Below are 22,178 nucleotides of genomic sequence, written 5' to 3'. Positions count from 1 at the left end.
TTTTCACCCCTTACTTAGCGAATGCCCAGCAGCGCATCAAACAGCGTGCTTGCAGTTTGCAAAACCTGAGCGTTCGCCAGGTAATATTGTTGATAACGTTGCAGGTTACCGTACTCTTCATCGAGGTTAACCCCGGAGATCGACTGCTGCTGCTTGGTCAACTGCGTCACTACGTTTGTCTGCGTGGTGGAACTGGTTTTCAGCGTCGAGGTTTTGTTCCCCACATCGCTGACCAGCGTGGCATACGCATCGTTAAACGTTTTGTTGCCGCCGACGACTTTCGCGCTTTGCAGATTCAGCATCGCCTGGCCGTTGCGGTTATCGCTCGCACCGGAACCGGCGACAGAAGCCATGGCGATTTTCGACTCATCGGTAATCGCAACGCTCATATTCACAATCGCATTGCTCACCGGGCGAACGGTAAAGCTATCGTTGGCTTTAGGCCCCGTGGTGGCGTTGATGCTAACTTTCAGACCGTCGAAATTCAGTGTGCCATCGGAGGGATCTGGCGTCACGGTGGTAGAGGTGTTGTTGGACAGTCGGGTAACTTTCCAGTTCGTCCCATCGAACGCCACTTTATAATCCGTCGCCTGCACCGCTTTGCTGTCACTGACCGCTGCGGTCAGTACCGCATCACCGGTGTTCTTGGAGTTGCTGGTCGTTGATGGCGCGCCAATGGTAAAGAACTGGCCGCCTTGCGTGCCCGTTGTATCGAAGCCCTGTTCGTGTTGCTGATTAAAAGTATCAGCAAACGACAGCGCCAGTTGTCCAAGCGTATTACGCGCCTGGTCAAGATCCTGCGAACGGAACGACAGCAAACCGCCCAGCGAACCGGTGGTGATCAGTTTTTCCGGGATCTCAATATTGCCTGCGGTTTTGTCAACATAAGCCACGGCAGTACGAGAAGGATCGGCGCTGGACTGGACGGCCGCCAACTGGCGCGCATCGCTGCCCTGCACCAGAGAGTAGCCATCACCCATGCTGATGTTGTAGGTGTTGCCATCTTGTACGCTAACTTCAACACCGACAATTTTGTTCAGTTCGCTAACCAGTTGGTCGCGCTGATCGAGCAGGTCGTTCGGCGACGCACCGCCGCCTACCGCGGTCAGACGGGAAATCTGATCGTTAAGTTTGGCAATCTGCGTGGAGTAGTTGTTGATCTGGTCAACGCTTGAGGAGATCGACAGGTTAACCTGTTTATCCTGGTCACGCAGGTACTGGTCGGCCACTTTGAACTGGTTAACCAGACCGTCTGCTTTACCCAGCATCGCCTGACGGGATGACGGGTCAGAGGCGTTACTTACCAGCGTTTGCAGGCTGGAAAAGAAGCTCTGCAGGCTGGTCGACAGCGAGTTAGTGGTATCCGACAGGACATCGTCAATTTTTGACATCTGCTGGTAACGCGTGGTCAAACCGCTGTTCTGGTTTTCCGCTGCACGCAGCTGATTAGTAATAAAGGCGTCATACTCACGCTGAACGCCGGTAACGAGCACACCGTTACCCACCCAGCCGCCACCGGTCAGGGTACTGTTGCCTGAGGTGAGCACCGTCGTCTGACGGGTATAACCCGCTACGTTATAACTGGCAATGTTATTACTGGCGGTATTAAGCGCGGCCTGGGCTGCGTTGAGCCCACTCATGGCGCTGTTAATCAAACTGGACATGGAGGTTCCTTATACACTTTCAGACATGAGTCCTGTTGACGATTATCGGCAACCCAGGGCAAAACTTGAGATATTTCAGAACAGATTTTGGATATCCGTGCTGTAGGCTTTGCTGACCTTTTCACCCATCGATTTAAGCTGTTGGATCATACTTGTCAGCTTACGGGCATAGTTCGGATCGGTCGCATAACCGGCATTCTGCAACGCCTGCGCGCCCTGCTCCGCCGTCGCGGCAGTGGTCACCGCCGAGTAACGCTTGTTGCGCGTCAGCATACCCACGTAATCGGAGAGTGCTTCAAGGTACGAACTGTAAACACGGAACTTGGCTTTCACCTTCACCGCTTCGCCATTTTCATATTCTGTGGTGGTGATTTCCGTGGTCGGCCCTTTCCAGCCTGGCGTGGCTTTAACACCAAAAATGTTAAAGCTCGGCTCACCGTTTTCACGCGGGATCTGACGCTGGCCCCAGCCGGATTCGAGCGCAGCCTGCGCGAGGATCAGGTGGTGAGGAACACCGCTCTGCTCACTGGCAAGACGCGCCGGCAAAGAGAGCTGAGCGAGGAAGTCTTTGCTGTCGCCGGTTAACGGCTCGTCGCCGTCTTCCGGTACTTTTGGCATCGCTTTACGCACCAGTTGCGTCAGCGCCTGGTTTTGATAGGTCGTCACGGTTTCCAGCGGGAACTTCATCGGCACCTGCTGCATCTGATCGGCAGGCTCAACAGGTGCCTGATCGCCAGCCATCTGCTTAACCATCATATCGGCCAGGCCAAGGCCTTTGCCTGCGGTCATCTGTTGTGCGATTTGCTGGTCATACATGCTGGTGTACAGCCGCGTTGAATCACTGCTGAAAATACCGTCTTTCGGTAACGCTTCGCGCATGCTTTTCAGCATCATCTGCACGAACATCCCTTCCATCTGGCGGGCAACCGGGCGCAGGTTCGCGCCAGGATCCTGCCGGGTTTGCGACTTCAATTCATTCAGTGATTGCGCGTCCCATGCCGCGCTTGTCAACAGTCGGCTGTCAGTCAACATTAGATGATCTCCAGTTTCGCACGCAGGCAGCCTGCACTTTGCATCGCCTGAAGGATGGACATCAGTTCCATCGGGGAAGCACCAAGTGCGTTAAGCGCGCGGACCACACTGTTCAGGTTGGCGCTGGAACGGACGCTTTGCAGCGAACCGCCGCTCTGGCGCAAATCGATTTGTGTTTGCGGTGTCACCACCGTCTGACCGCCGCCGAATGGCGTATTCGGCTGGCTCACGTTGGCCTGCTGATTCACCGTTACCGAGAGGTTACCCTGCGCGACAGCACAGTTATCCAGCGCCACTTCGCGGTTCATCACCACCGAGCCAGTACGCGAGTTAATAATGACTTTTGCGTCCTGTTGCGTAACGCCGACTTCCATATTCTGGATGTCTGCCAGCAAACGGACTTGCGAACTGCCGCCGTTAGAAACGCGGATCTGCACGGTACGTGCATCCAGCGCGGTCGCGCTGCCGTAACCACGGCTACGGTTAATGGTGTCGGCAATCTGCTGTGCCATGCTGAAATCTTCCTGGTTCAGCTGCAGGTTAATGGTGTTACCTGCGCCAAACTGGGTCGGCAGCTCACGCTCGATGACCGCACCGTTAGTGATACGACCGCCGTTCAGCTGGTTAACCTGCACACTGCTGCCGCCTGCGGAAGCACCCGCGCCGCCGACCAGAATGTTACCCTGCGCCAACGCATACACCTGGCTGTCAACGCCCTTCAGCGGCGTCATCAGCAGCGTACCGCCGCGCAGGCTTTTCGCGTTACCCATTGAGGAAACCACCACATCGATGGTTTGCCCCTGGCGTGCAAACGCCGGGAACTGCGCGGTGACCATGACCGCCGCCACGTTTTTCAGCTGCATGTTGGTGCCGGTAGGGACCGTAATCCCCATCTGCGACAGCATGTTATTTAAAGTTTGGGTGGTAAATGGCGTCTGGGTCGTCTGGTCACCTGTACCATCGAGCCCCACGACCAGGCCATAACCAATTAAGGAGTTTTCACGTACGCCCTGTACACTGGTGAGATCCCGGATACGGTCAGCCTGGGCGAAGGTCGCCACCAGCGCTAACACGATGCCAGTCAAATACTTAAACATAATTCACCCCGGTTACATCGGCGATAAGTTGAGGAAGAAACGTTGCAGCCAGCCCATGTTCTGCGCTTCGTTGATGTAGCCGTTGCCGACATACTCGATGCGCGCGTCCGCCACCTGTGTGGACGGAACCGTGTTGCTGCCGCTGATGGTGCGTGGGTTCACGACACCCGAGAAGCGGATGAATTCAGTGCCCTGATTGATGGCTATCTGTTTTTCACCCACCACATGTAAATTGCCATTGATCAGCACCTGATCGACCGTCACGGTCAACGTGCCGCTAAAGGTATTGCTGGCATTCGCGCCACCTTTGCCGTTAAAGGTATTACCACCGGAAGCAGAGAGATCGGCGCGGGAATTACCAAACAGACCTTCCAGGTAGCGCGGCGTGGTATCCATGCCGAAACTGGCCTTGCTATCACGGCTGGCATTTGCCGACGAGCTCTTACTGGCACTGACGTTCTCTTGCAGTACGATCGTCAACGTATCGCCCACGTTACGCGGACGTCGGTCTTCAAACAGTGGCTGATAGCCGTAGTTTATCGGCTGCGCAGTTTGATAAATCGATCCATTTACCATCGGCACCGGTCCCGGAATCGGTTGAGCGGTGGTCGCCCCCTGAACCAACGGCGTTGAGGGAACCCAGGCACATCCCGTCAGGGTTAATGCCACTAAAGCCATAATCGGATAGCTGCGCACGGCGTATTTTTGCATTGCATTCATCTTCGAAATCAGGGTTCCGGTGCGGCAGTTACCGCACCGGATAACGCCTTAGAGTTGCGTCAGTTTTTGCAGCATCTGATCGGTGGTCGATACTGCCTTACTGTTTATTTCGTAAGCGCGCTGAACCTGGATCATATTCACCAGCTCTTCCGCCACGTTTACGTTCGAGGTTTCCACATACCCCTGATACAGCATCCCCGCACCGTTCAGCCCCGGCGTCGTGGAGTTTGGCGCGCCAGATGACTGCGTTTCTGCGTACAGGTTTTCACCGAGACTTTCCAGTCCGGTGTCGTTCATAAAGGTGGTCAGGTTTAACTGGCCAACCTGAACCGGCGCGGCGTTACCCTGCTGCGTCACACTGACCACGCCGTCGCGGCCAATGGTGATGCTCAGGGTATTCGCCGGAATGGTGATCGCAGGCTGCACCTGGAAACCACCCGCCGTCACCAACTGGCCGTTCTGGTCGACCTGGAAAGAACCATCGCGGGTATACGCAGAGGTACCGTCCGGCAACAGCACTTCAAAGAAGCCCTGCCCTTTGATCGCCACATCTTTACTGTTGTTGGTTTGTGACAGGTTGCCCTGGCTGTGCAGACGCTCGGTGGCCACCGGACGAACACCGGTACCGATCTGCAAACCCGAAGGCAGCGTTGTCTGTGCTGAAGACTGTGCGCCAGGCTGACGAATTGTCTGGTACAGCAAATCTTCAAATACCGCGCGCTGACGCTTAAAACCATTGGTACTGACGTTCGCCAGGTTGTTGGCGATGACATCCATATTGGTTTGTTGGGCGTCGAGGCCGGTTTTTGCGATCCATAATGAACTGATCATAAGTAGTCCTGTTTAATTAGCCCATTGACAGCAATTGGTTGGCGCGCTGGGCGTTATCGTCGACGCTGCTGATGACTTTCATCTGCATTTCGAAACGACGGGCACTGGCGATCATGTCGGTCATCGCGGCAACCGGCTTGACGTTACTGCCCTCCAGCACACCTGACATCACGCGAATAGACGGGTCGTCCTGCAATGTCGTACCACGGGTCGCTTGTGCGGTCTGGCTCAAACGGAACAGCCCGTCATCACCGCGCACCACTTCCTGCGCGTTCGCTTTCACCAGCTTCAGCTTGCCGACCGGCGCGATAGTATTCGCCGGATCGCCAGGGTTCAGCGACGAAATCGTACCGTCAGCCGCAATACTAATTTGCGAACCTTCCGGTACCGCAATCGGGCCGCCGTCGCCAATCACCGGATGCCCCTGAATGGTCAACTGGCCGGTTGCGCTCACCTGGATACTACCGTTACGGGTATACCCTTCAGAGCCGTCTGCCGTTTGTACTGCCAGCCAACCGTCCTGCTGCAACGCCACGTCCAGCGGACGCGAAGTGTAGTCCAGTTGCCCTGGCGTCATGTCGGCACCAGGTGTAGAAGCCACGACCAGCGTACGGGTAGGCAGTGAAAGCCCTTCTACCGGTACTGCGCGCAGCGCATTGAGCTGCGCGCGAAAGCCTGGCGTGGACGCATTCGCGAGGTTGCTGGCGGTGACAGCCTGCTGATTCAGCGTCTGGCTGGCTGCGCCCATCGCGGTGTATATTGCGTGATCCATTAAGCCATCCCGTCAGACGATTAACGCAGGTTAACCAGCGTGTTAAGGATCTGATCCTGGGTTTTGATGGTCTGCGCGTTCGACTGATAGTTACGCTGCGCGACAATCATGTTCACCAGTTCTTTACTCAGATTCACGTTTGATGCTTCCAGTGCGCCGTTGGTCAGCTTACCGAAGTTGCCGGAACCCGCTGTACCCACGATAGCGACGCCGGAAGAGGTGGTCGCAGACCAGACGTTATCCCCTTCGGATTTCAGGCCTTCGTTGTTAGCAAAGTTCGCCAGTACGATCTGACCCAGAACCTGCGTCTTCTCGTTGGAGTAACTGCCGACCACGGTGCCGTCATCATTGATGGCATAGCTCACCAGCGATCCTGGCGGGTAACCATCCTGATTAACAGAGGCTGCGCCGCTGCTGCCGGTGTTCTGCTGCATGGAGTTCAGGAAGCTCAGCGAGTAAGTGCTGGCAGCGGAGCCATTGAGGCTAGCCAGCGCGATGTTGATCTGCGGCTGCGCGTTCGGCGCGGCGTTCAGGGTCCAGGTACGCGGCGTGGTAGCCGGCAGCACTTCGGCATAGTTAGTGACAGAAGTGAGCGTACCGTTGGAGCTGAACGACATCTGCGCGGCTTTTTGATAAGTCGAACCGGAAACGCTGGAATCGTTGGTGTAGACATCCCAGGTGTTAGCCGCGGTTTTAACGAAGTAGCAGTCAACCGCATGTTCGTTACCCAGGCTGTCGTAAGACGTTACCGTGGTTTTTTTGTTGTAGGTATCCGAGTTGGTCGGATCGAACGGAGTCGTCGTCGGAATAGTCGCCGTCGAGTTCAGGTTCATCGGCATCGTCGCTGCGGTGGTAGCACGCGCCGACATCACAGTCGTTGGGATGTTAATGGTCGTCGGGTTAGCACCGGTCTGCACGACCGGCGGTGTACCCGCTACCGGGTAACCGGTCAGTTGCATACCCTGCATGTTGACCAGGTTGCGGTTCTCGTCCAGTTTGAACTGGCCGTTACGGCTGTAATAAACCGAACCGTTGGTATCAACCATGCGGAAGAAACCGTTCTGACTAATAGCAACGTCCAGACCACGACCGGTGTTAGTCGTCGTACCGTCGGTAAAGTCCTGAGTAATACCGGCAACTTTTACGCCCAGACCCACTTTAGAACCGGCAAACATATCGGCGAAGGACGCAGAGCCGGATTTAAAGCCATAGGTGGCGGAGTTGGCGATGTTGTTACCAATGACATCGAGGTTGGTGGCCGCAGCATCTAGGCCGCTGACCGCTTGTGAAAAGGCCATGACTTACTCCTGATAAGTGTTTTGGCTTAGATAATCTGCCGTACTTCGTCGAGTGTGGTAGTACCGTAAGTACCTAAATCCAGTGTGCTACCGTTGCTGCCGCGGGTAACACCTTGCACCAGTGCAAACTGCAACGGCTGGGCAACCAGCTGTGTTGCACCAGAGCTGGCGGCGATAGAGACTTTATAAGAGCCATCGGGTGCCGCTGTTCCATCCGTCATCTTGCCGTCCCAACTGAAGGTGTGGACACCAGCAGTCAGCGAGCCAATCTCAATAGTGCGCACCACGGTACCGTCTTTGTTGGTCACGGTAGCGGTCACTTTATCGGCGGCCTGAGTCAGCTCCACGCCGAACGGCGTTGAAGTTTCTTTGCCCACCAGAACGGTCTGTCCTGGGATCATCACGCCATGTCCAATCAGGTTTGTCGCCTGCAGCGACTGGCTGTTGTCGATCTGTCCAGAAATCGAACCGAGGGTGGTATTCAGTTTTTCAATCCCGCTCACGGTGCTGATTTGCGCCAGCTGAGTGGTGAGTTCGTTGTTCTGCAGCGGGTTAGTCGGGTCCTGGTTTTTCAGTTGCGCGACCAGCAGCGTTAAAAAGCTGCCTTGCAGGTCGGATGCACTGTTTGTTCCGGTTGTGCTGGTGTTGTTACTGGTCGAGGAGACACCGCTATTTGTCGGGTCATCCACTCTTACGGCGATAGACATGCGCGTCTCCTTTACTGTCCGAGCGTGAGGGTTTTGAGCATCATGCTCTTAACGGTATTAAGCACTTCAACGTTCGCCTGGTAGCTGCGGGACGCGGACATGGTGTTCACCATTTCGCCGACCACATCAACATTGGGCATTTTGACGTAGCCATTCGCATCAGCCAGCGGATTACCTGGTTCGTAAACCAGTTTGTCCGGCGCCTGGCTTTCAATCACATCAGCAACTTTTACACCGCCGGTCGCTTGCCCGGGCGCAGCATCCACCTGGAACACAACCTGCTTAGCGCGATACGGCTGACCATCCGGTCCGGTCACGCTGTCGGCGTTCGCCATATTACTGGCGGCCACGTTCAAACGTTTGGACTGCGCGGTCAGCGCGGAGCCTGCGACATCAAAGATATTCAGTAATGCCATTTAATTAGTTCCCCTGTTGCAGAACACTCATCATGCTTTTGATCTGCCCACCCAGCACGGTCAGGCCGGTCTGGTATTTAACGCTGTTGTCAGCGAACTGCGTACGTTCACGATCCATATCCACGGTGTTGCCATCCAGCGAGGGCTGATCCGGAATGCGGTACATCAAATCGGTAGACGGTCCGCTCATCGCCTGCGCCGGAATATGGCGCGAAGAGGTCATGGTCAACGAAACGCCGCTGCCTTCAGCACGCCCACGCTCCATGACTTTTTTCAATTCGCTGGCGAAATCAATATCGCGCGCCTGAAACCCTGGGGTATCGGCGTTGGCGATGTTTGCCGCCAGAATTTCCTGACGCTGGGCGCTCAGGTTCAGCGCTTCTTGCTGGAAACGCAGTGCGGCATCAAGTTTATCGAGCATGGCTCCCCCACTGATGACAATTATTTAGCCAACAGCTTAAATCTCCGCTGACAAACTTATCGTTGGAATAAGGGCAAAATGCGTCGCTATTTATTGCGTTGATAGGTTGACCATGCGGTTAAAATCCCCTCAACCACTCAACAGGCAGGAGTCTGCGATGAACACGTTGAAAGGCGGTTTAGCCGCGACCTTACTGTTATTAAGCGCCTTTGCTCAGGCTGCTGACTTGCAATCACAGCTGACGTCATTTTTTGCTCAACGTCTTGCTGGCTTTAGCGACGAGGTAGTGGTAAATATACGCACCCCGCAAAATCTGTTGCCCAGTTGCGACCAGCCAGCGCTGAGCGTGCTCGGGAACGCAAAATTGTGGGGGAACTTGAACGTGCTGGCGAATTGCGCAGGTGTTAAGCGCTATTTGCAGGTGGAAGTTCAGGCGACCGGTAACTATGTGGTGGCAGCACAGTCCGTTGCGCGTGGCAGCATGTTGCAGCCCGGCAGTGTGACGCTAAAACGCGGCCGCCTCGATCAGTTGCCGCCGAGAACGATGCTGGATATTACCCAGGCGCAGGATGCGGTCAGTTTGCGCGATCTTACCCCAGGCCAGGCGATTCAACTGTCAATGTTGCGCCAGGCATGGCGGGTTAAAGCGGGTCAGCGTGTACAGGTCGTGGCGTCGGGTGATGGCTTTAGTGTGAACGGCGAAGGTCAGGCGCTGAACAATGCGGCAGTGGCGCAAAACGCCCGTGTGCGCATGGCTTCAGGGCAGATTGTCAGCGGTACAGTGAACGCTGATGGGAATATTCTGATTAACCTATAATCTTTTTAAAGAATTCATGTCGGCTGCCGATAAATAAGCAACGACTAAAGATATCAGGCCCGAAACGCCGGGATACCTCGATGAGGACAACACTATGAGCATTGATCGCACATCGTCTTTAAAACCGGTTAGTTCCGTTCAACAGCGCGAAACTAACGATACCCAAACGCAAAAAACGCGTCTGGAAAAAGCGGCTACGGCAAACAGCACCAGCGTGACCCTCAGCGGCGCGCAAACCAAGCTGATGCAGGCGGGCGCGAATGACATCAATATGGAACGCGTGGAACAGCTGAAAACTGCGATTCGTAATGGTGAACTGAAGATGGACACCGGCAAAATCGCCGATGCCCTGATTGATGAAGCGAAGAGTTACTTGCAGAGTAAATAACAGTATGAATCGACTGTCAGACATTCTTGATCAAATGACAGTTATCCTGAGCGCGCTTAAAGACGTGATGGATGCTGAGCAAAAACAGCTTTCCGTAGGTAACATTCATAGCAGCACACTGCAGCGTATCACGGAAGAAAAAAGCTCATTGCTCGCGACACTGGATTACCTGGAGCAACAACGTCGTTCGACACAAAAAGCGCAACATAGCGCAAACGACGACATCGCCGATCGCTGGCAAACCATTACGCAGAAAACGCAACATTTGCGCGACCTTAACCAGCACAACGGATGGCTGCTGGAAGGGCAAATTGCGCGTAACCAGCAAGCGCTGGAACTGCTAAAGCCGCATCAGGAACCGAGCCTGTACGGCGCGAATGGTTATACCGCTTCCGCCAGCCGAGGCGGAAAGAAAATCTCGATTTAATAAGACCCGTCTTCTTTGCCAGGGATAATTCCCTGGCAATTTGCTTTTCTCTTTTCTCGCTTCTACTTCGCTGAACAAACTTACGCCGTAGTCCGACGCGCAAACTCTTTCACTTTAAAGCCCAGCAGCGCAAGCGTGGTGAAATACGCCATCACGCCGACCAGCACGACGGCCATCAAACGTAGCAGGCGATAAGGCATGGTACCTGTGGACCATTCCGGCATGACATACAGCATACCGACTAATGCCGCAGCCATCACCAGCACCGCGATCACCAAACGCAGCAGGAAACTTGCCCAGCCCGGCTGCGGCGTAAAGATCTGCTGCTTACGCAACTGCCAGTAAAGCAACCCGGCGTTCAGGCAGGCCGCCAGACCAATCGACAGCGACAACCCGGCGTGTTTCAGCGGCCCGATAAACGCAAGGTTCATTAATTGCGTCATCAACAACGTGACAAGGGCAATCTTCACCGGCGTTTTAATGTTCTGTCGCGAGTAGAAACCCGGCGCCAGCACTTTGACCACGATAAGTCCCATTAACCCTACTGAGTAGGCAATTAACGCGCGTTGCGTCATTAACGCATCGAAAGCGGTGAATTTGCCGTACTGGAACAGCGATACCGTCAACGGTTTCGCCAGGATGCCGAGCGCTACGGCGCTGGGCAACGCCAGCAGAAAACAGAGTCGCAGACCCCAATCCATCAAACGGCAATATTCGTCGTGGTTACCGCTGGCGAAACTTTTCGACAACGATGGCAGCAGGATTGTCCCCAGCGCCACGCCCAGCACGCCGGAAGGAAACTCCATCAAGCGGTCAGCGTAATACATCCACGACACGGAACCGGAAACCAGGAACGACGCGAAAATGGTGTTGATGATAAGCGAGATCTGGCTAACCGAAACCCCAAGAATGGCCGGTCCCATCTGTTTGATCACACGCATCGCTCCGGCATCGCGAAAGCTGATACGCGGCAGCACCAGCATGCCGATTTTCTTCAGGTGCGGCAGTTGATACACCAATTGCAGCACACCCCCGACCGTCACAGCCCAGGCCAGCGCCAACACCGGCGGGTGGAAATAAGGAGCAGCAAACAGCGCAAAGCCAATCATGCTGATGTTTAAGAATGTGGGCGCAAATGCCGGTACCGAAAAGCGATTCCAGGTATTGAGGATTGCCCCGGCCAGCGACGCCAGCGAGATCAGCAGAATATAAGGAAAGGTAATGCGCAGTAGCTGCGAGGTTAAGTTGAATTTATCTGCCGTATCGGCAAAGCCCGGCGCAGTCACGAGGATCACCCACGGTGCCGCCAGCATCCCGGCGACGGTGACAATCGCCAGTGCCAGCGTTAGCAGCCCGCAGACATAGGAGACAAAAACCCGCGTCGCATCTTCACCCTGTTTGCTTTTGTACTCGGCGAGGATCGGCACAAAGGCCTGAGAAAACGCCCCCTCGGCAAAAATGCGGCGCAATAAATTCGGCAGTTTGAACGCCACGAAAAAGGCGTCGGTCGCCATTCCCGCACCAAACACCCTTGCCACAATGGCATCGCGCGCAAAACCCAGCACGCGTGAAAACATCGTCATGGAGCTGACAGCCGCCAGCGATTTTAATAGGTTCATTCTGGTTTCCATAAGACACAACGCCTGCAATGCAGGCGTTGATGTACAGCGAAGCGCTTAGTCTACAGAGAAAAAGGCGAATTACTATCGCCAGATGTTACCGGGCATTATTCACTCATCGCCTCGCGCCAGAGCTTGTCCACAACGCGCTGGGCAAGGATCGCTTGTTCACCGGCTGTTTCCGGAACTGTCTGATTTTGCACACATTCAATGAAATGGCGGGCGCACCCGGCAAAACCGCGCTGCTCCAGCACACTCTGCCAGCCAGCTACCGGACGGGCGACCACGCCCTGCCCGCGCTCTTCACGCCACTCGCGCATATCCGTAATGTCGAACAACCCACCGTCTGTCACCGCCTGGATCCATTCGCGCTGGCTGCCCGCCCGGCGATGCATGCTGGTGGTAATTTGCAGATGTTCAACACTGAAGTGGTGCTCGGCATAAATCATGGCACCGTCGTCATTGGTCAGCAGCGTGCCGCTGTTTAATTGCGCCGCGCCGCCCGCTAGCCACAGCGCGGTATCAACAACGTGCAGATAGTCATCCAGTAGGGTGAAACGTAAATCATGCGGCCCGACGCTATCAGTACGATGTTTATCCATACGTAGCGAGGCAGCCTGCGGCATCTGCAGTTTTAGCTCACGGTAAAGCGGGGAGAAACGGCGGTTAAAACCGACCATCAGCGTCAGTTTTTTACGTGCGGCCAGTTCGATGAGCCGCTCCGCATCCGGTAAATTTTCCGCCAGCGGTTTGTCCACACAGACATGCACCCCAAGGTTAAGCAACTCACTGACTACCGCATAGTGTGAAGCCGTTGAGGTATGGACAAAAACCGCGTCACATTGTGCCGCCAGGGAAGCCAGCGAGTCGGCATACGGAATGCGCCAGGTTTCGCAAACGCGCAGCGCCTTTTCCCGCGTTGGCGACCAGGCCGCCGCGAGCGTCCAGTTTGTCGCAGCACCCAATACAGGCAACCAGGCTTTTTGTGCAATGCCACCCAGTCCCACCACACCGATACGTAAGGTTGTCACTATTAATCCCCCAGATGTGCAAGCAGTGAATCGAGACGCTGCTTCAGTTCAGCCACTTCCTCTTCCAGCGCGTCGACGCGCGCCGCCAGAGACGCTTCCGGCGGGCTGACGGCTTCAACAACATTGACCAGCGTCTGCACATCGCCGCTGAAAAGATGCATAAAGCGGCTTTCGCGTTTGCCTGGCTCTCTGGGCAGACGCACCACATACGGCCCGTCTTCGCGCGTCGCCAGGTGTTCTAACGCATTTTCCACTTCAGCCATATCGCTGAACTGATGCATGCGTTCACCGCGAGTGCGCAATTCGCCGGGCGTTTGCGGCCCGCGCAGTAATAACGTGGTGATGAGCGCCACCTCGGCAGCAGTGAGCTTGAGATCGCCAAACTCGGAATTACAGAAACGTTGCTCATATTTTGTCACCCGGTTACCAAAACCGCTCACCGTGCGCAGATAATGGCGCTTAACCAGCTCGTCCAGCACCGCCTGAACCTCATGTTCGCCAAGGTTCATTACTGGTTCGCGGTTGGTTTTTTGATTGCAGGCAGTCACCACGCTATTAATCGAGAGTGGGTATTGCTCCGGCGTTGTGACCTGCTTTTCCAGTAAACAGCCAATCACCCTCGCCTCTACGGCGGTTAATTGATACTTCATCAAAACTCCTTAGCGTCCGGGGGTCCATTCGTGCGTGGTTAATGCGGTAAGCACGTGATCGCGCCATTGCCCGTCAATTAACAGATACGATTTGGCATAGCCCTCTTTTTCAAAGCCAAGTCTCGCCAGCAAATCACCGCTGCGTTTATTGTGCGGCATGTAGTTCGCCATAATACGATGCATATGTTGCGTGCGTTGCATATAGCGAATGGCCGAGGTCAGCGCTTCAAACATCAGCCCCTGCCCCTGCCATTTCTGGCCGACGGAATATCCCAGATAACAGGCATGAAAAGAGCCGCGCACCACGTTTGAGAAATTCGCCACGCCGACTATCTCTTTCTCTTCTGGGTCGAGCAACGCAAAATAGAACGCGGAACCTTGTTTGTGAAATTCATTGATCATACTAAGGCGCGCCTGCCAACCGGAAGGATAACAATGGCTTTCATCGCGCACGGGTTCCCAGGGTTTTAAAAACTGGCGGTTTTCTGCGTAATAATCCGCCAGCCGCCATGCGTCACGCTCATGCACCAGGCGAACCACCAGACGGTCTGTTACTAAGCGTACTTTCGGCACGTTACTGCGATAGCCAAACATGCATTACCACTCCTTCCGTTTTACGACTCTTTTAACCCCTTCCCTTTACTATACAGTTGCTCTGGCGCTGTGGGAAAACAGCAACATGGCATTTTCTGCGTCAAACACCATTTTCGATGAAAAGTCTCAATCAAAGGCGGATGTTGATAAAAAAATATTGTCACTGTGAAGATGGGAAAAGGCCTGACGAAACCGCAGAATAAGAAGGTCTTATCTTTCTTATTTCCCGGAGGGGAAATGGCGCGCATATCGCAGGCAAGGAGCCTGGGTAAATATTTCCTGCTTGTCGATAATATGCTGGTGGTTCTCGGCTTTTTCGTTGTCTTCCCACTGATTTCTATCCGCTTTGTTGACCAGCTTGGCTGGGCGGCCTTAATGGTCGGCATTGCGCTCGGTTTGCGTCAGTTTATTCAACAAGGTTTGGGGATTTTCGGCGGTGCAATTGCCGACCGGTTCGGTGCCAAACCGCTGATTGTCACCGGCATGCTGATGCGTGCAGGGGGTTTTGCCGCAATGGCGGTAGCGCATGAACCCTGGCTGTTATGGCTCTCCTGCATTCTTTCCGGGCTCGGCGGCACATTATTTGATCCGCCTCGTTCTGCGCTGGTGGTGAAACTGGTGCGTCCCAATCAGCGCAGCCGTTTTTTTTCACTGTTAATGATGCAGGACAGCGCAGGCGCCGTTATTGGCGCGCTGCTCGGCAGTTGGCTGCTGCAATATGACTTTCGTCTGGTGTGCGCAGCCGGTGCGCTGATGTTTATCTTGTGTGCCGCGTTTAACGCCTGGCTGCTACCTGCATGGAAACTCTCAACGGTGAAAGCGCCGGTGCGCGAAGGTCTGACGCGCGTGCTGCGTGACAAGCGTTTTGTGACTTACGTGCTGACCCTGACCGGTTACTACATGTTGGCGGTGCAGGTCATGTTGATGCTGCCGATTATGGTTAATGACATTGCCGGTTCAGCGGCGGCAGTGAAGTGGATGTACGCCATTGAAGCCTGTCTCTCGCTGACGTTGCTCTACCCGATTGCGCGCTGGAGTGAAAAACGTTTTCGCCTTGAGCATCGCCTGATGGTGGGTCTGCTGGTGATGTCATTCAGCCTGCTGCCTGTGGGGATGGTCGGTACGCTGCAACAGCTCTTCACGCTAATTTGCACCTTCTACATTGGCTCCATTATTGCCGAGCCCGCGCGGGAAACGTTAAGCGCGCAGCTAGCCGATGCCCGTGCACGCGGCAGCTATATGGGGTTCAGCCGTCTTGGGCTGGCCTTCGGTGGCGCGCTCGGTTATGCCGGTGGCGGCTGGCTGTTTGACGCCGGAAAAACATTTAACCAGCCGGAGCTGCCGTGGATGATGCTTGGCGTTATCGGGATGATCACGTCAATGGCGCTGCTGTGGCAATTCAGTCACAAACGCATTCGCCCGACCATGCTCGAGCCCGGTGCCTGATTTGCGCGCCGTTTTTCCCTCTTCCATACTGATAGTTGATGGATAAGCCAGTATGGAGGAGAAACGTGAAACTCTACATTTACGATCACTGCCCGTTCTGCATTAAAGCCCGTATGATTTTCGGTCTTAAGAACATCCCTGTCGAACTCAAGATCCTGCTTAATGATGACGAAGCCACGCCGACAAAAATGATTGGCCAGAAAATGGTGCCGATCCTGCAAAAGGACGACAGCCGCTATCTGCCGGAAAGCATGGATATTGTTCACTACGTCGATAAGCTCGACGGCAAACCGCTGCTGACCGGCAAGCGAAATCCGAAAATTGAAGAGTGGCTACGCAAGGTCAATGGTTACGTTAATAAGCTGTTGATTCCCCGCTTCGCCAAATCGGCGTTTGACGAATTTTCTACGCCGCAGGCGCGCGCCGGGTTTGTAGCCAAAAAAGAGGCCGCCATTGGCGATTTTGCTGAGCACCTCAGCCATTCAACAGGGTTAGCCAAAAATATCAGCGACGATTTGCGGGCGCTGGATAAATTGATTGTTCAGCCCAACGCAGTGAACGGAGAACTCTCCGATGATGATATTCATCTCTTCCCGCTGCTACGTAACCTGACGCTCGTGAGCGGTATCAACTGGCCCAGCCGGGTTGCAGCGTACCGTGACAATATGGCGAAACAGACACAAATTAACTTGCTGTCATCGATGGCTATTTAACCGCCCATGACGGAAGCACGCCCGCTTCCGTCATGCCTTTCAGCTTTTTCCGCTGGCCTTTATTTAGCGTGTGTCGCATGCTACGCCCCTGCGTCGTAGCATGGCGATTACGTTGAGGAATTCATGAAGAGAATTATTTTTGCCGCAGCATTACTGTTGAGCGGCGTGCTGGTGGGGTGCAATCAACTGACCCAATATTCGATCAGCGAACAGGAGATTAACCAGGCGTTACAAAAACGTAACGACTTCGCCAAAGATATTGGCGTGCCCGGCGTGGCGGATGCCCATATTGTGCTGAATAACCTGGCCAGTGAAATCGGTCGCGAAGAACCCAATAAAATCACGCTGACCGGTGATGCGAATCTGGATATGACCTCGCTTTTTGGCAACCAGAAAGCCATCATCAAATTGAAACTCAAAGCGTTGCCAGTGTTTGATAAGGAAAAAGGCGCAATTTATCTGCAGGAGATGGAAGTGGTTAACGCCACCGTCTCACCGGAAAAAATGCAGACCGTATTACAAACGCTGATGCCCTATCTTAATCAGTCACTACGCAACTACTTTAACCAACGCCCTGCTTATGTGCTGAAAGAAGACAGCAGCAAAGGCGAGGCACTGGCGAAAAAATATGCCAAAGGCATTGAGGTGAAACCGGGCGAAATTATTATCCCCCTCACCGACTAAATAACAGGGCGCCGCGAGCGCCCTTTTTTTCAGGAAAAGGATGCAAACGAAAACGTTTCCGCTTATCCTTAGTGCCCGGCAAAAACACCTGTTTCTCACCAGCCGGAGCACTCCAATGACACAACCCCAGGTTTTGAAAATCCGCCGTCCTGACGACTGGCATGTCCATTTACGTGATGACGACATGTTGAAAACCGTTGTGCCATGGACCAGCGAAACTTACGCTCGCGCCATTGTCATGCCGAACCTCGCTCCTCCTGTCACGACCGTGGATGCGGCTATCGCCTACCGCCAGCGTATTCTTGATGCCGTGCCCGCCGGGCATGATTTTACGCCGCTGATGACCTGCTACCTGACCGACAGCCTGAGCGCAGATGAAGTCGAACGCGGCTTTAACGAACAGGTTTTCACCGCAGCGAAACTCTATCCGGCCAATGCCACCACCAACTCAAGCTATGGTGTTACCAGCATTGATGCGATTATGCCGGTACTGGAACGGATGGAAAAACTGGGCATGCCGCTATTGGTGCATGGTGAAGTGACGCACGCAGACATTGATATTTTCGATCGTGAAGCACAGTTTATCGAAACGGTCATGGAACCTCTGCGCCAGCGCCTGCCTGGGCTGAAAGTGGTGTTTGAGCATATTACGACCAAAGATGCCGCCGACTATGTGCGTGAAGGCAATGATCTGCTGGCCGCGACCATCACGCCTCAGCACTTGATGTTTAACCGTAACCATATGTTGGTCGGTGGTGTGCGCCCTCATCTTTATTGTCTGCCGATCCTGAAGCGTAATATTCACCAGCAGGCGCTGCGCGAACTGGTTGCCAGCGGTTTTACTCGCGCATTTCTCGGTACGGACTCTGCGCCGCACGCGCGCCATCGTAAAGAGGCTAGCTGTGGCTGCGCCGGTTGTTTTAACGCTCCCACTGCGCTTGGCAGTTATGCAACCGTGTTTGAAGAGATGAATGCGTTACAGCACCTTGAAGCCTTCTGTTCAGTCAACGGGCCACATTTTTATGGCTTACCGTTGAATGAAACGTTTGTTGAGCTGGTGCGTGAAGAGAGCCCGGTGCCAGAGATGATTTCGCTGCCGGAAGATTCGCTGGTGCCATTCCTCGCGGGTGAAACCGTGCGCTGGCGCGTTAAGCGCTAAAAAAGTTATCGCTCCCTGTTGTAATATTTTTCGCTTAACTGTATAAACATACAGTAAATTACACAGGGGGCTATTATGCGCATTGAAGTGACTATCGCCAAAACCACACCCTTACCGGCCGGCGCCGTTGATGCACTGGCGGGCGAGTTATCTCGTCGTCTGAACAATTGTTACCCCGATCGCGAAAACAAAATTACGGTTCGCTATGCCGCAGCAAATAATCTGTCGGTTTTAGGCGGTGCAAAAGAAGATAAAGATCGCATAACTGAAATTTTGCAGGAAACCTGGGAAAGCGCCGACGACTGGTTTATCACCGACTAATTTTTCTTTAAGTTTGTGCTTATTGCCGGGTCGCCCCGGCTTTTTTTGCTGTTTTTTTAAGCAAATTCCTGGCGCAATTTTTCTTTAATAAAAATATATGGTTAAGAGCCCGCTTTCTTATTCAAAAAAATCTAACGGCCGAAAAAACATGTTGCAGAGTGTTTAATTATTCGATCTACTACCCCAGTTGTTGGTATACTGAAAAAGCTTCAAATAAAACACGCATTGAACCTCAAGAGTCGTTGTCTAATTAAACACGCCAATAAAGGGGGTTATGATGGTAAAGAATAATGAAGTCATCCAGACCCATCCACTGGTCGGATGGGACATCAGTACCGTGGATAGCTATGACGCACTGATGCTCCGGTTGCATTACCAGACCCCAAACAGAGCCGCTCAGGAAGAGACCGAAGTCGGCCAGACGTTGTGGTTAACGACCGATGTTGCCCGCCAGTTTATATCGATACTCGAAGCGGGCATTGCCAAGATTGAATCGGGCGACTATCAGCAAGATGAGTATCGCAGACATTAGTAATAATGCTCAATATAGACTCAACAGGCACCCTTGTGGTGCCTTTCTTATTTCTATCCTTGTATAACGTTCCCAGGTTATTTACCCTCCTGAACACGCATTTGCCTGGAGAACCCACCATGAAATACGATCTCATTATTATTGGCAGCGGCTCTGTCGGTGCTGCGGCAGGCTATTACGCCACGCTAAGCGGGCTGAACGTGCTGATGACCGATGCACATCTGCCACCGCACCAGGAGGGCAGCCACCACGGCGATACGCGCTTAATTCGCCACGCTTACGGCGAAGGCGAGAAATATGTTCCGCTGGTGTTGCGCGCACAGCAATTGTGGGAACAACTGGCGACGGAAAGCGGCGAAGCGGTGTTTGAACGCACAGGCGTTATCAACATTGGTCCGGCTGATTCCCCTTTTTTGGCTAACGTCGCGCAAAGCGCAGCGCAGTGGCAACTGGCTGTCGAAAAACTGGATGCCCCCTCACTGATGTCGCGCTGGCCGGAAATCCGCGTACCCGATGATTACATCGGCCTGTTTGAAGCCGACTCCGGTGTGCTGCGTAGCGAACTGGCGGTAAAGACCTGGATCCGTCTTGCCAAAGAAGCGGGCTGCGCTCAGCTTTTCAATTGCCCAGTCACCGCGCTGCATCATCATGCAGACGGTATCAGCATCGATACCCAGGAAGGGACATTCCACGGCAAAAAAGTCCTTGTCAGTGCTGGCACCTGGGTGCAAAAACTGCTGCCAGAACTCCCGATACAACCGGTTCGCAAAGTTTTTGCATGGTTCCAGGCCGATGGCCGCTACAGCACCAAGAACACATTCCCGGCGTTTACCGGCGAAATGCCCAATGGCGACCAGTATTACGGCTTCCCGGCAGAAGATAATGAGTTAAAAATCGGCCGCCACAACGGCGGGCAGCTTATCAGCGAAGCACAGCAGCGTACGCCATTTGGCGAAGAACCGGGAGATGGTTCCGAATGCTTCTCTTTTTTGCGCCAGTTCCTGCCTGGCATCGGCGGTTGTTTGTACGGCGCGTCCTGCACTTACGATAACTCTCCGGATGAAGACTTTATTATTGATACGCTGCCGGGCTTCCCGGACACGCTGATTATCACAGGCCTGAGCGGACACGGTTTCAAATTTGCGCCGGTGCTCGGTGAGATTGCCTGTGAATTTGCCCACGGCAAAAGCTCACATTTTGACTTACAACCGTTCTCACTGTCCCGCTTTGCCGGGTAAACCTTCAGCGGCCTCATTCGGGGTCGCTTATTGCATTTTTGCGGAGAGAATATGCGCCGTTTGTTTCATTTCTTAATAAATAACGTGCGTGAACATTTGATACTTTATATTGCGCTGTGGTTACTTATCGCGCTGATCGATATTATCTATATTGTATGGCCTATTTGATAAATACTGACAAAAATTGACATAGTTTTATAAAAATATATTTCCAGAACAAAATATTTAAACATCACCACTGCAACAAAACCTTAATAAATTCAGGAGTTACACTCCAGTTAACCTAATACATTGAATATTATCCCGCAAAGTCATTCAAAAATAACGATATAGAAAAAATAACGATTTAATATCGTAATTTTGAGTTGCAATATTGTTTCTCTCCCGCCATTTTAATTTAACCAGTTATTAACCGCGATTAACAATTATGCCATTACGCAATTCACCTGAGCGCTACGGCGCCGTTTCCATTGTTCTGCACTGGCTGGTGGCCATTGTGGTTTATGGTATGTTCGCGTTGGGTCTGTGGATGGTGACGCTGAGCTATTACGACGGCTGGTATCATAAAGCGCCTGAGCTGCATAAAAGCATCGGCATTTTGCTCATGCTGGGCCTCGTGTTCCGGGTCGTGTGGCGTTTTCTTTCCCCGCCACCAAAGCCGCTCGCCAGCTATTCACGTCTGACGCATATCAGCGCTGTGTTTGTCCATATCGCGCTCTATCTGCTGTTGTTCGGCATTCTTTTCAGCGGCTATTTGATCTCCACTGCCGACGGTAAACCCATCAGCGTTTTCGGGTTGTTCGAGATACCCGCAACGCTTGCCGATGCCGGATCGCAAGCCGATCTTGCAGGAAATATTCACCTCTGGCTGGCATGGACAGTGGTTGTGCTGTCCGTTTTGCATGGCCTTGCCGCGGTTAAACACCATTTCATCGATAAAGACGTCACTCTCAAGCGCATGCTGGGAAAATCGTCGCCTGACTCTGGAGCATAATATGAAGAAAATCCTGCCGGGACTCGCTCTCGCTTCGCTACTGTTCACCACGGGTTCTGCTATTGCTGCGGACTACAAAATTGATAAAGAGGGTCAACACGCCTTCGTTAATTTTCGTATCCAGCACCTCGGCTATAGCTGGCTCTATGGCACGTTTAAAGATTTCGACGGGACTTTCAGCTTCGACGAAGCCAACCCGGCCTCAGACAAAGTGAACGTAACCATTAACACTAACAGTGTGGATACCAACCATGCGGAACGCGATAAGCACCTGCGCAGCGCTGAATTCCTGAACGTCTCGAAATTCCCGCAAGCAACCTTTACTTCAATCGACGTGAAAAAAGCGGGTGACGGACTGGATATCACCGGCAACCTGACGCTGAATGGCGTAACCAAACCGGTAGTACTGGCGGCAAAACTGATGGGCCAGGGCGATGATCCGTGGGGCGGTGTGCGCGCAGGATTTGAAGCTTCCGGCAAAATTAAGCTGAAAGATTTTAACATCACCACCGATCTTGGCCCGGCGTCACAGGATGTTGAGCTGATTATTTCAGTGGAGGGCGTGCGTCAGAAGTAAGATTACGGGAGAGGGGCAACCCTCTCCTCA

The 22,178-nt window shown here is 53.6% G+C and carries 27 protein-coding genes; 13 read left to right on the top strand and 14 right to left on the bottom strand.

The window, feature by feature from the left end; translation table 11 throughout:
- Positions 1 to 14: 14 nt before the first annotated feature.
- From flgK to flgB, 10 genes are all read right to left on the bottom strand, one after another.
- Entirely contained in the window at positions 15 to 1,664 is a 1,650-nt protein-coding gene (flgK, locus tag E0L21_RS17595; RefSeq protein ID WP_131411753.1) for a flagellar hook-associated protein FlgK, read from the bottom strand.
- A gap of 75 nt (positions 1,665 to 1,739) precedes the next feature.
- A complete protein-coding gene (flgJ, locus tag E0L21_RS17590; RefSeq protein ID WP_131411751.1) occupies positions 1,740 to 2,696 on the bottom strand; it encodes a flagellar assembly peptidoglycan hydrolase FlgJ in 957 nt (318 codons plus the stop codon).
- Positions 2,696 to 3,793: a flagellar basal body P-ring protein FlgI gene (locus tag E0L21_RS17585; protein WP_131411748.1), complete on the bottom strand. Its 1,098-nt coding sequence runs from the start codon at positions 3,791 to 3,793 to the stop codon at positions 2,696 to 2,698. The genes flgJ and E0L21_RS17585 overlap by 1 nt, the downstream gene beginning before the upstream one ends.
- Positions 3,794 to 3,805: 12 nt before the next feature.
- Positions 3,806 to 4,504, bottom strand: coding sequence for a flagellar basal body L-ring protein FlgH (gene flgH, locus E0L21_RS17580; RefSeq protein WP_040016541.1), 699 nt, complete (start codon positions 4,502 to 4,504; stop codon positions 3,806 to 3,808).
- A 57-nt stretch (positions 4,505 to 4,561) separates the two neighbouring features.
- On the bottom strand, positions 4,562 to 5,344 hold the full coding sequence (gene flgG, locus E0L21_RS17575; protein ID WP_020457434.1) for a flagellar basal-body rod protein FlgG: 783 nt from the start codon (positions 5,342 to 5,344) through the stop codon (positions 4,562 to 4,564).
- 16 nt (positions 5,345 to 5,360) lie between these two features.
- The gene (locus tag E0L21_RS17570) at positions 5,361 to 6,116 is read right to left on the bottom strand and encodes a flagellar basal body rod protein FlgF (protein ID WP_131411746.1); all 756 of its coding nucleotides are present in this window, start codon (positions 6,114 to 6,116) and stop codon (positions 5,361 to 5,363) included.
- Between the two features lie 20 nt (positions 6,117 to 6,136).
- Positions 6,137 to 7,414 (bottom strand): flagellar hook protein FlgE, encoded by a 1,278-nt coding sequence (gene flgE, locus E0L21_RS17565; RefSeq protein ID WP_131411744.1) that lies wholly within the window; start codon positions 7,412 to 7,414, stop codon positions 6,137 to 6,139.
- Positions 7,415 to 7,440: 26 nt separating this feature from the next.
- Complete coding sequence (flgD, locus tag E0L21_RS17560) at positions 7,441 to 8,121, bottom strand: flagellar hook assembly protein FlgD (RefSeq protein ID WP_131411742.1); 681 nt, start codon at positions 8,119 to 8,121, stop codon at positions 7,441 to 7,443.
- A gap of 11 nt (positions 8,122 to 8,132) precedes the next feature.
- Positions 8,133 to 8,537: a flagellar basal body rod protein FlgC gene (gene flgC / locus E0L21_RS17555; protein WP_020457431.1), complete on the bottom strand. Its 405-nt coding sequence runs from the start codon at positions 8,535 to 8,537 to the stop codon at positions 8,133 to 8,135.
- 4 nt (positions 8,538 to 8,541) lie between these two features.
- A complete protein-coding gene (gene flgB / locus E0L21_RS17550) occupies positions 8,542 to 8,958 on the bottom strand; it encodes a flagellar basal body rod protein FlgB (protein ID WP_131411740.1) in 417 nt (138 codons plus the stop codon).
- Between the two features lie 157 nt (positions 8,959 to 9,115).
- On the opposite strand from flgB, the gene flgA reads away from it, so the two are divergent.
- The 3 genes from flgA to flgN all read left to right on the top strand — a co-directional run bounded on the left by flgA (position 9,116) and on the right by flgN (position 10,590).
- Positions 9,116 to 9,775: a flagellar basal body P-ring formation chaperone FlgA gene (gene flgA, locus E0L21_RS17545; protein WP_131411738.1), complete on the top strand. Its 660-nt coding sequence runs from the start codon at positions 9,116 to 9,118 to the stop codon at positions 9,773 to 9,775.
- A 94-nt stretch (positions 9,776 to 9,869) separates the two neighbouring features.
- Positions 9,870 to 10,163, top strand: a complete 294-nt coding sequence (gene flgM, locus E0L21_RS17540; protein WP_131411736.1) for a flagellar biosynthesis anti-sigma factor FlgM — start codon at positions 9,870 to 9,872, stop codon at positions 10,161 to 10,163.
- A 4-nt stretch (positions 10,164 to 10,167) separates the two neighbouring features.
- The gene (flgN, locus tag E0L21_RS17535; RefSeq protein WP_131411734.1) at positions 10,168 to 10,590 is read left to right on the top strand and encodes a flagella biosynthesis chaperone FlgN; all 423 of its coding nucleotides are present in this window, start codon (positions 10,168 to 10,170) and stop codon (positions 10,588 to 10,590) included.
- An 80-nt stretch (positions 10,591 to 10,670) separates the two neighbouring features.
- Here the strand turns inward: flgN and murJ are convergent, their stop codons facing one another.
- The 4 genes from murJ to rimJ form a co-directional block, all read right to left on the bottom strand.
- Positions 10,671 to 12,209 (bottom strand): murein biosynthesis integral membrane protein MurJ, encoded by a 1,539-nt coding sequence (murJ, locus tag E0L21_RS17530; RefSeq protein ID WP_131411732.1) that lies wholly within the window; start codon positions 12,207 to 12,209, stop codon positions 10,671 to 10,673.
- 107 nt (positions 12,210 to 12,316) lie between these two features.
- On the bottom strand, positions 12,317 to 13,240 hold the full coding sequence (locus tag E0L21_RS17525; RefSeq protein ID WP_131411730.1) for a Gfo/Idh/MocA family protein: 924 nt from the start codon (positions 13,238 to 13,240) through the stop codon (positions 12,317 to 12,319).
- Between the two features lie 2 nt (positions 13,241 to 13,242).
- Positions 13,243 to 13,890 (bottom strand): YceH family protein, encoded by a 648-nt coding sequence (locus E0L21_RS17520; RefSeq protein WP_131411728.1) that lies wholly within the window; start codon positions 13,888 to 13,890, stop codon positions 13,243 to 13,245.
- A 9-nt stretch (positions 13,891 to 13,899) separates the two neighbouring features.
- A complete protein-coding gene (gene rimJ, locus E0L21_RS17515) occupies positions 13,900 to 14,484 on the bottom strand; it encodes a ribosomal protein S5-alanine N-acetyltransferase (RefSeq protein ID WP_131411726.1) in 585 nt (194 codons plus the stop codon).
- 237 nt (positions 14,485 to 14,721) lie between these two features.
- On the opposite strand from rimJ, the gene mdtH reads away from it, so the two are divergent.
- The 10 genes from mdtH to E0L21_RS17465 all read left to right on the top strand — a co-directional run bounded on the left by mdtH (position 14,722) and on the right by E0L21_RS17465 (position 22,148).
- Positions 14,722 to 15,930: a multidrug efflux MFS transporter MdtH gene (gene mdtH / locus E0L21_RS17510; protein ID WP_131411724.1), complete on the top strand. Its 1,209-nt coding sequence runs from the start codon at positions 14,722 to 14,724 to the stop codon at positions 15,928 to 15,930.
- A gap of 65 nt (positions 15,931 to 15,995) precedes the next feature.
- Positions 15,996 to 16,643 carry a glutaredoxin 2 gene (gene grxB, locus E0L21_RS17505; RefSeq protein ID WP_131411722.1) on the top strand — a complete coding sequence of 216 codons (648 nt, stop codon included), beginning with the start codon at positions 15,996 to 15,998 and terminating at the stop codon, positions 16,641 to 16,643.
- Between the two features lie 123 nt (positions 16,644 to 16,766).
- Positions 16,767 to 17,327 carry a lipoprotein gene (locus E0L21_RS17500; protein WP_131411720.1) on the top strand — a complete coding sequence of 187 codons (561 nt, stop codon included), beginning with the start codon at positions 16,767 to 16,769 and terminating at the stop codon, positions 17,325 to 17,327.
- 115 nt (positions 17,328 to 17,442) lie between these two features.
- On the top strand, positions 17,443 to 18,486 hold the full coding sequence (pyrC, locus tag E0L21_RS17495; RefSeq protein ID WP_131411718.1) for a dihydroorotase: 1,044 nt from the start codon (positions 17,443 to 17,445) through the stop codon (positions 18,484 to 18,486).
- A 75-nt stretch (positions 18,487 to 18,561) separates the two neighbouring features.
- Complete coding sequence (gene dinI, locus E0L21_RS17490) at positions 18,562 to 18,807, top strand: DNA damage-inducible protein I (RefSeq protein WP_131411710.1); 246 nt, start codon at positions 18,562 to 18,564, stop codon at positions 18,805 to 18,807.
- Positions 18,808 to 19,084: 277 nt separating this feature from the next.
- The gene (gene bssS / locus E0L21_RS17485; protein ID WP_007374460.1) at positions 19,085 to 19,339 is read left to right on the top strand and encodes a biofilm formation regulator BssS; all 255 of its coding nucleotides are present in this window, start codon (positions 19,085 to 19,087) and stop codon (positions 19,337 to 19,339) included.
- A gap of 119 nt (positions 19,340 to 19,458) precedes the next feature.
- Positions 19,459 to 20,577, top strand: a complete 1,119-nt coding sequence (solA, locus tag E0L21_RS17480; protein ID WP_131411708.1) for an N-methyl-L-tryptophan oxidase — start codon at positions 19,459 to 19,461, stop codon at positions 20,575 to 20,577.
- Positions 20,578 to 20,628: 51 nt separating this feature from the next.
- Positions 20,629 to 20,745: a YceO family protein gene (locus tag E0L21_RS17475; protein WP_131411706.1), complete on the top strand. Its 117-nt coding sequence runs from the start codon at positions 20,629 to 20,631 to the stop codon at positions 20,743 to 20,745.
- A gap of 259 nt (positions 20,746 to 21,004) precedes the next feature.
- A complete protein-coding gene (locus E0L21_RS17470) occupies positions 21,005 to 21,571 on the top strand; it encodes a cytochrome b (RefSeq protein WP_065368759.1) in 567 nt (188 codons plus the stop codon).
- 1 nt (position 21,572) lies between these two features.
- Entirely contained in the window at positions 21,573 to 22,148 is a 576-nt protein-coding gene (locus E0L21_RS17465) for a YceI family protein (protein WP_131411704.1), read from the top strand.
- The last annotated feature ends 30 nt before the right edge of the window (positions 22,149 to 22,178 follow it).

It is taken from the genome of Kosakonia quasisacchari (assembly GCF_004331415.1).
Lineage (GTDB): Bacteria > Pseudomonadota > Gammaproteobacteria > Enterobacterales > Enterobacteriaceae > Kosakonia > Kosakonia quasisacchari.
Note: the sequence above shows the minus strand (reverse complement) of the source record. Positions and strands in the feature narration are given on the sequence as shown.

What these genes read in the sequence shown, in the direction of transcription:
- flgC (WP_020457431.1), bottom strand. Translation starts at nt 8,537, where the DNA reads ATGGCATTACTGAATATCTTTGATGTCGCAGGCTCCGCGCTGACCGCG.
- flgM (WP_131411736.1), top strand. Translation starts at nt 9,870, where the DNA reads ATGAGCATTGATCGCACATCGTCTTTAAAACCGGTTAGTTCCGTTCAA.
- E0L21_RS17500 (WP_131411720.1), top strand. Translation starts at nt 16,767, where the DNA reads ATGAAGAGAATTATTTTTGCCGCAGCATTACTGTTGAGCGGCGTGCTG.
- flgJ (WP_131411751.1), bottom strand. Translation starts at nt 2,696, where the DNA reads ATGTTGACTGACAGCCGACTGTTGACAAGCGCGGCATGGGACGCGCAA.
- E0L21_RS17465 (WP_131411704.1), top strand. Translation starts at nt 21,573, where the DNA reads ATGAAGAAAATCCTGCCGGGACTCGCTCTCGCTTCGCTACTGTTCACC.
- dinI (WP_131411710.1), top strand. Translation starts at nt 18,562, where the DNA reads ATGCGCATTGAAGTGACTATCGCCAAAACCACACCCTTACCGGCCGGC.
- E0L21_RS17475 (WP_131411706.1), top strand. Translation starts at nt 20,629, where the DNA reads ATGCGCCGTTTGTTTCATTTCTTAATAAATAACGTGCGTGAACATTTG.
- flgH (WP_040016541.1), bottom strand. Translation starts at nt 4,504, where the DNA reads ATGCAAAAATACGCCGTGCGCAGCTATCCGATTATGGCTTTAGTGGCA.
- E0L21_RS17520 (WP_131411728.1), bottom strand. Translation starts at nt 13,890, where the DNA reads ATGAAGTATCAATTAACCGCCGTAGAGGCGAGGGTGATTGGCTGTTTA.
- mdtH (WP_131411724.1), top strand. Translation starts at nt 14,722, where the DNA reads ATGGCGCGCATATCGCAGGCAAGGAGCCTGGGTAAATATTTCCTGCTT.
- murJ (WP_131411732.1), bottom strand. Translation starts at nt 12,209, where the DNA reads ATGAACCTATTAAAATCGCTGGCGGCTGTCAGCTCCATGACGATGTTT.
- flgB (WP_131411740.1), bottom strand. Translation starts at nt 8,958, where the DNA reads ATGCTCGATAAACTTGATGCCGCACTGCGTTTCCAGCAAGAAGCGCTG.
- solA (WP_131411708.1), top strand. Translation starts at nt 19,459, where the DNA reads ATGAAATACGATCTCATTATTATTGGCAGCGGCTCTGTCGGTGCTGCG.
- flgG (WP_020457434.1), bottom strand. Translation starts at nt 5,344, where the DNA reads ATGATCAGTTCATTATGGATCGCAAAAACCGGCCTCGACGCCCAACAA.
- pyrC (WP_131411718.1), top strand. Translation starts at nt 17,443, where the DNA reads ATGACACAACCCCAGGTTTTGAAAATCCGCCGTCCTGACGACTGGCAT.
- bssS (WP_007374460.1), top strand. Translation starts at nt 19,085, where the DNA reads ATGGTAAAGAATAATGAAGTCATCCAGACCCATCCACTGGTCGGATGG.
- E0L21_RS17585 (WP_131411748.1), bottom strand. Translation starts at nt 3,793, where the DNA reads ATGTTTAAGTATTTGACTGGCATCGTGTTAGCGCTGGTGGCGACCTTC.
- E0L21_RS17470 (WP_065368759.1), top strand. Translation starts at nt 21,005, where the DNA reads ATGCCATTACGCAATTCACCTGAGCGCTACGGCGCCGTTTCCATTGTT.
- flgD (WP_131411742.1), bottom strand. Translation starts at nt 8,121, where the DNA reads ATGTCTATCGCCGTAAGAGTGGATGACCCGACAAATAGCGGTGTCTCC.
- flgE (WP_131411744.1), bottom strand. Translation starts at nt 7,414, where the DNA reads ATGGCCTTTTCACAAGCGGTCAGCGGCCTAGATGCTGCGGCCACCAAC.
- flgK (WP_131411753.1), bottom strand. Translation starts at nt 1,664, where the DNA reads ATGTCCAGTTTGATTAACAGCGCCATGAGTGGGCTCAACGCAGCCCAG.
- E0L21_RS17570 (WP_131411746.1), bottom strand. Translation starts at nt 6,116, where the DNA reads ATGGATCACGCAATATACACCGCGATGGGCGCAGCCAGCCAGACGCTG.
- flgA (WP_131411738.1), top strand. Translation starts at nt 9,116, where the DNA reads ATGAACACGTTGAAAGGCGGTTTAGCCGCGACCTTACTGTTATTAAGC.
- flgN (WP_131411734.1), top strand. Translation starts at nt 10,168, where the DNA reads ATGAATCGACTGTCAGACATTCTTGATCAAATGACAGTTATCCTGAGC.
- rimJ (WP_131411726.1), bottom strand. Translation starts at nt 14,484, where the DNA reads ATGTTTGGCTATCGCAGTAACGTGCCGAAAGTACGCTTAGTAACAGAC.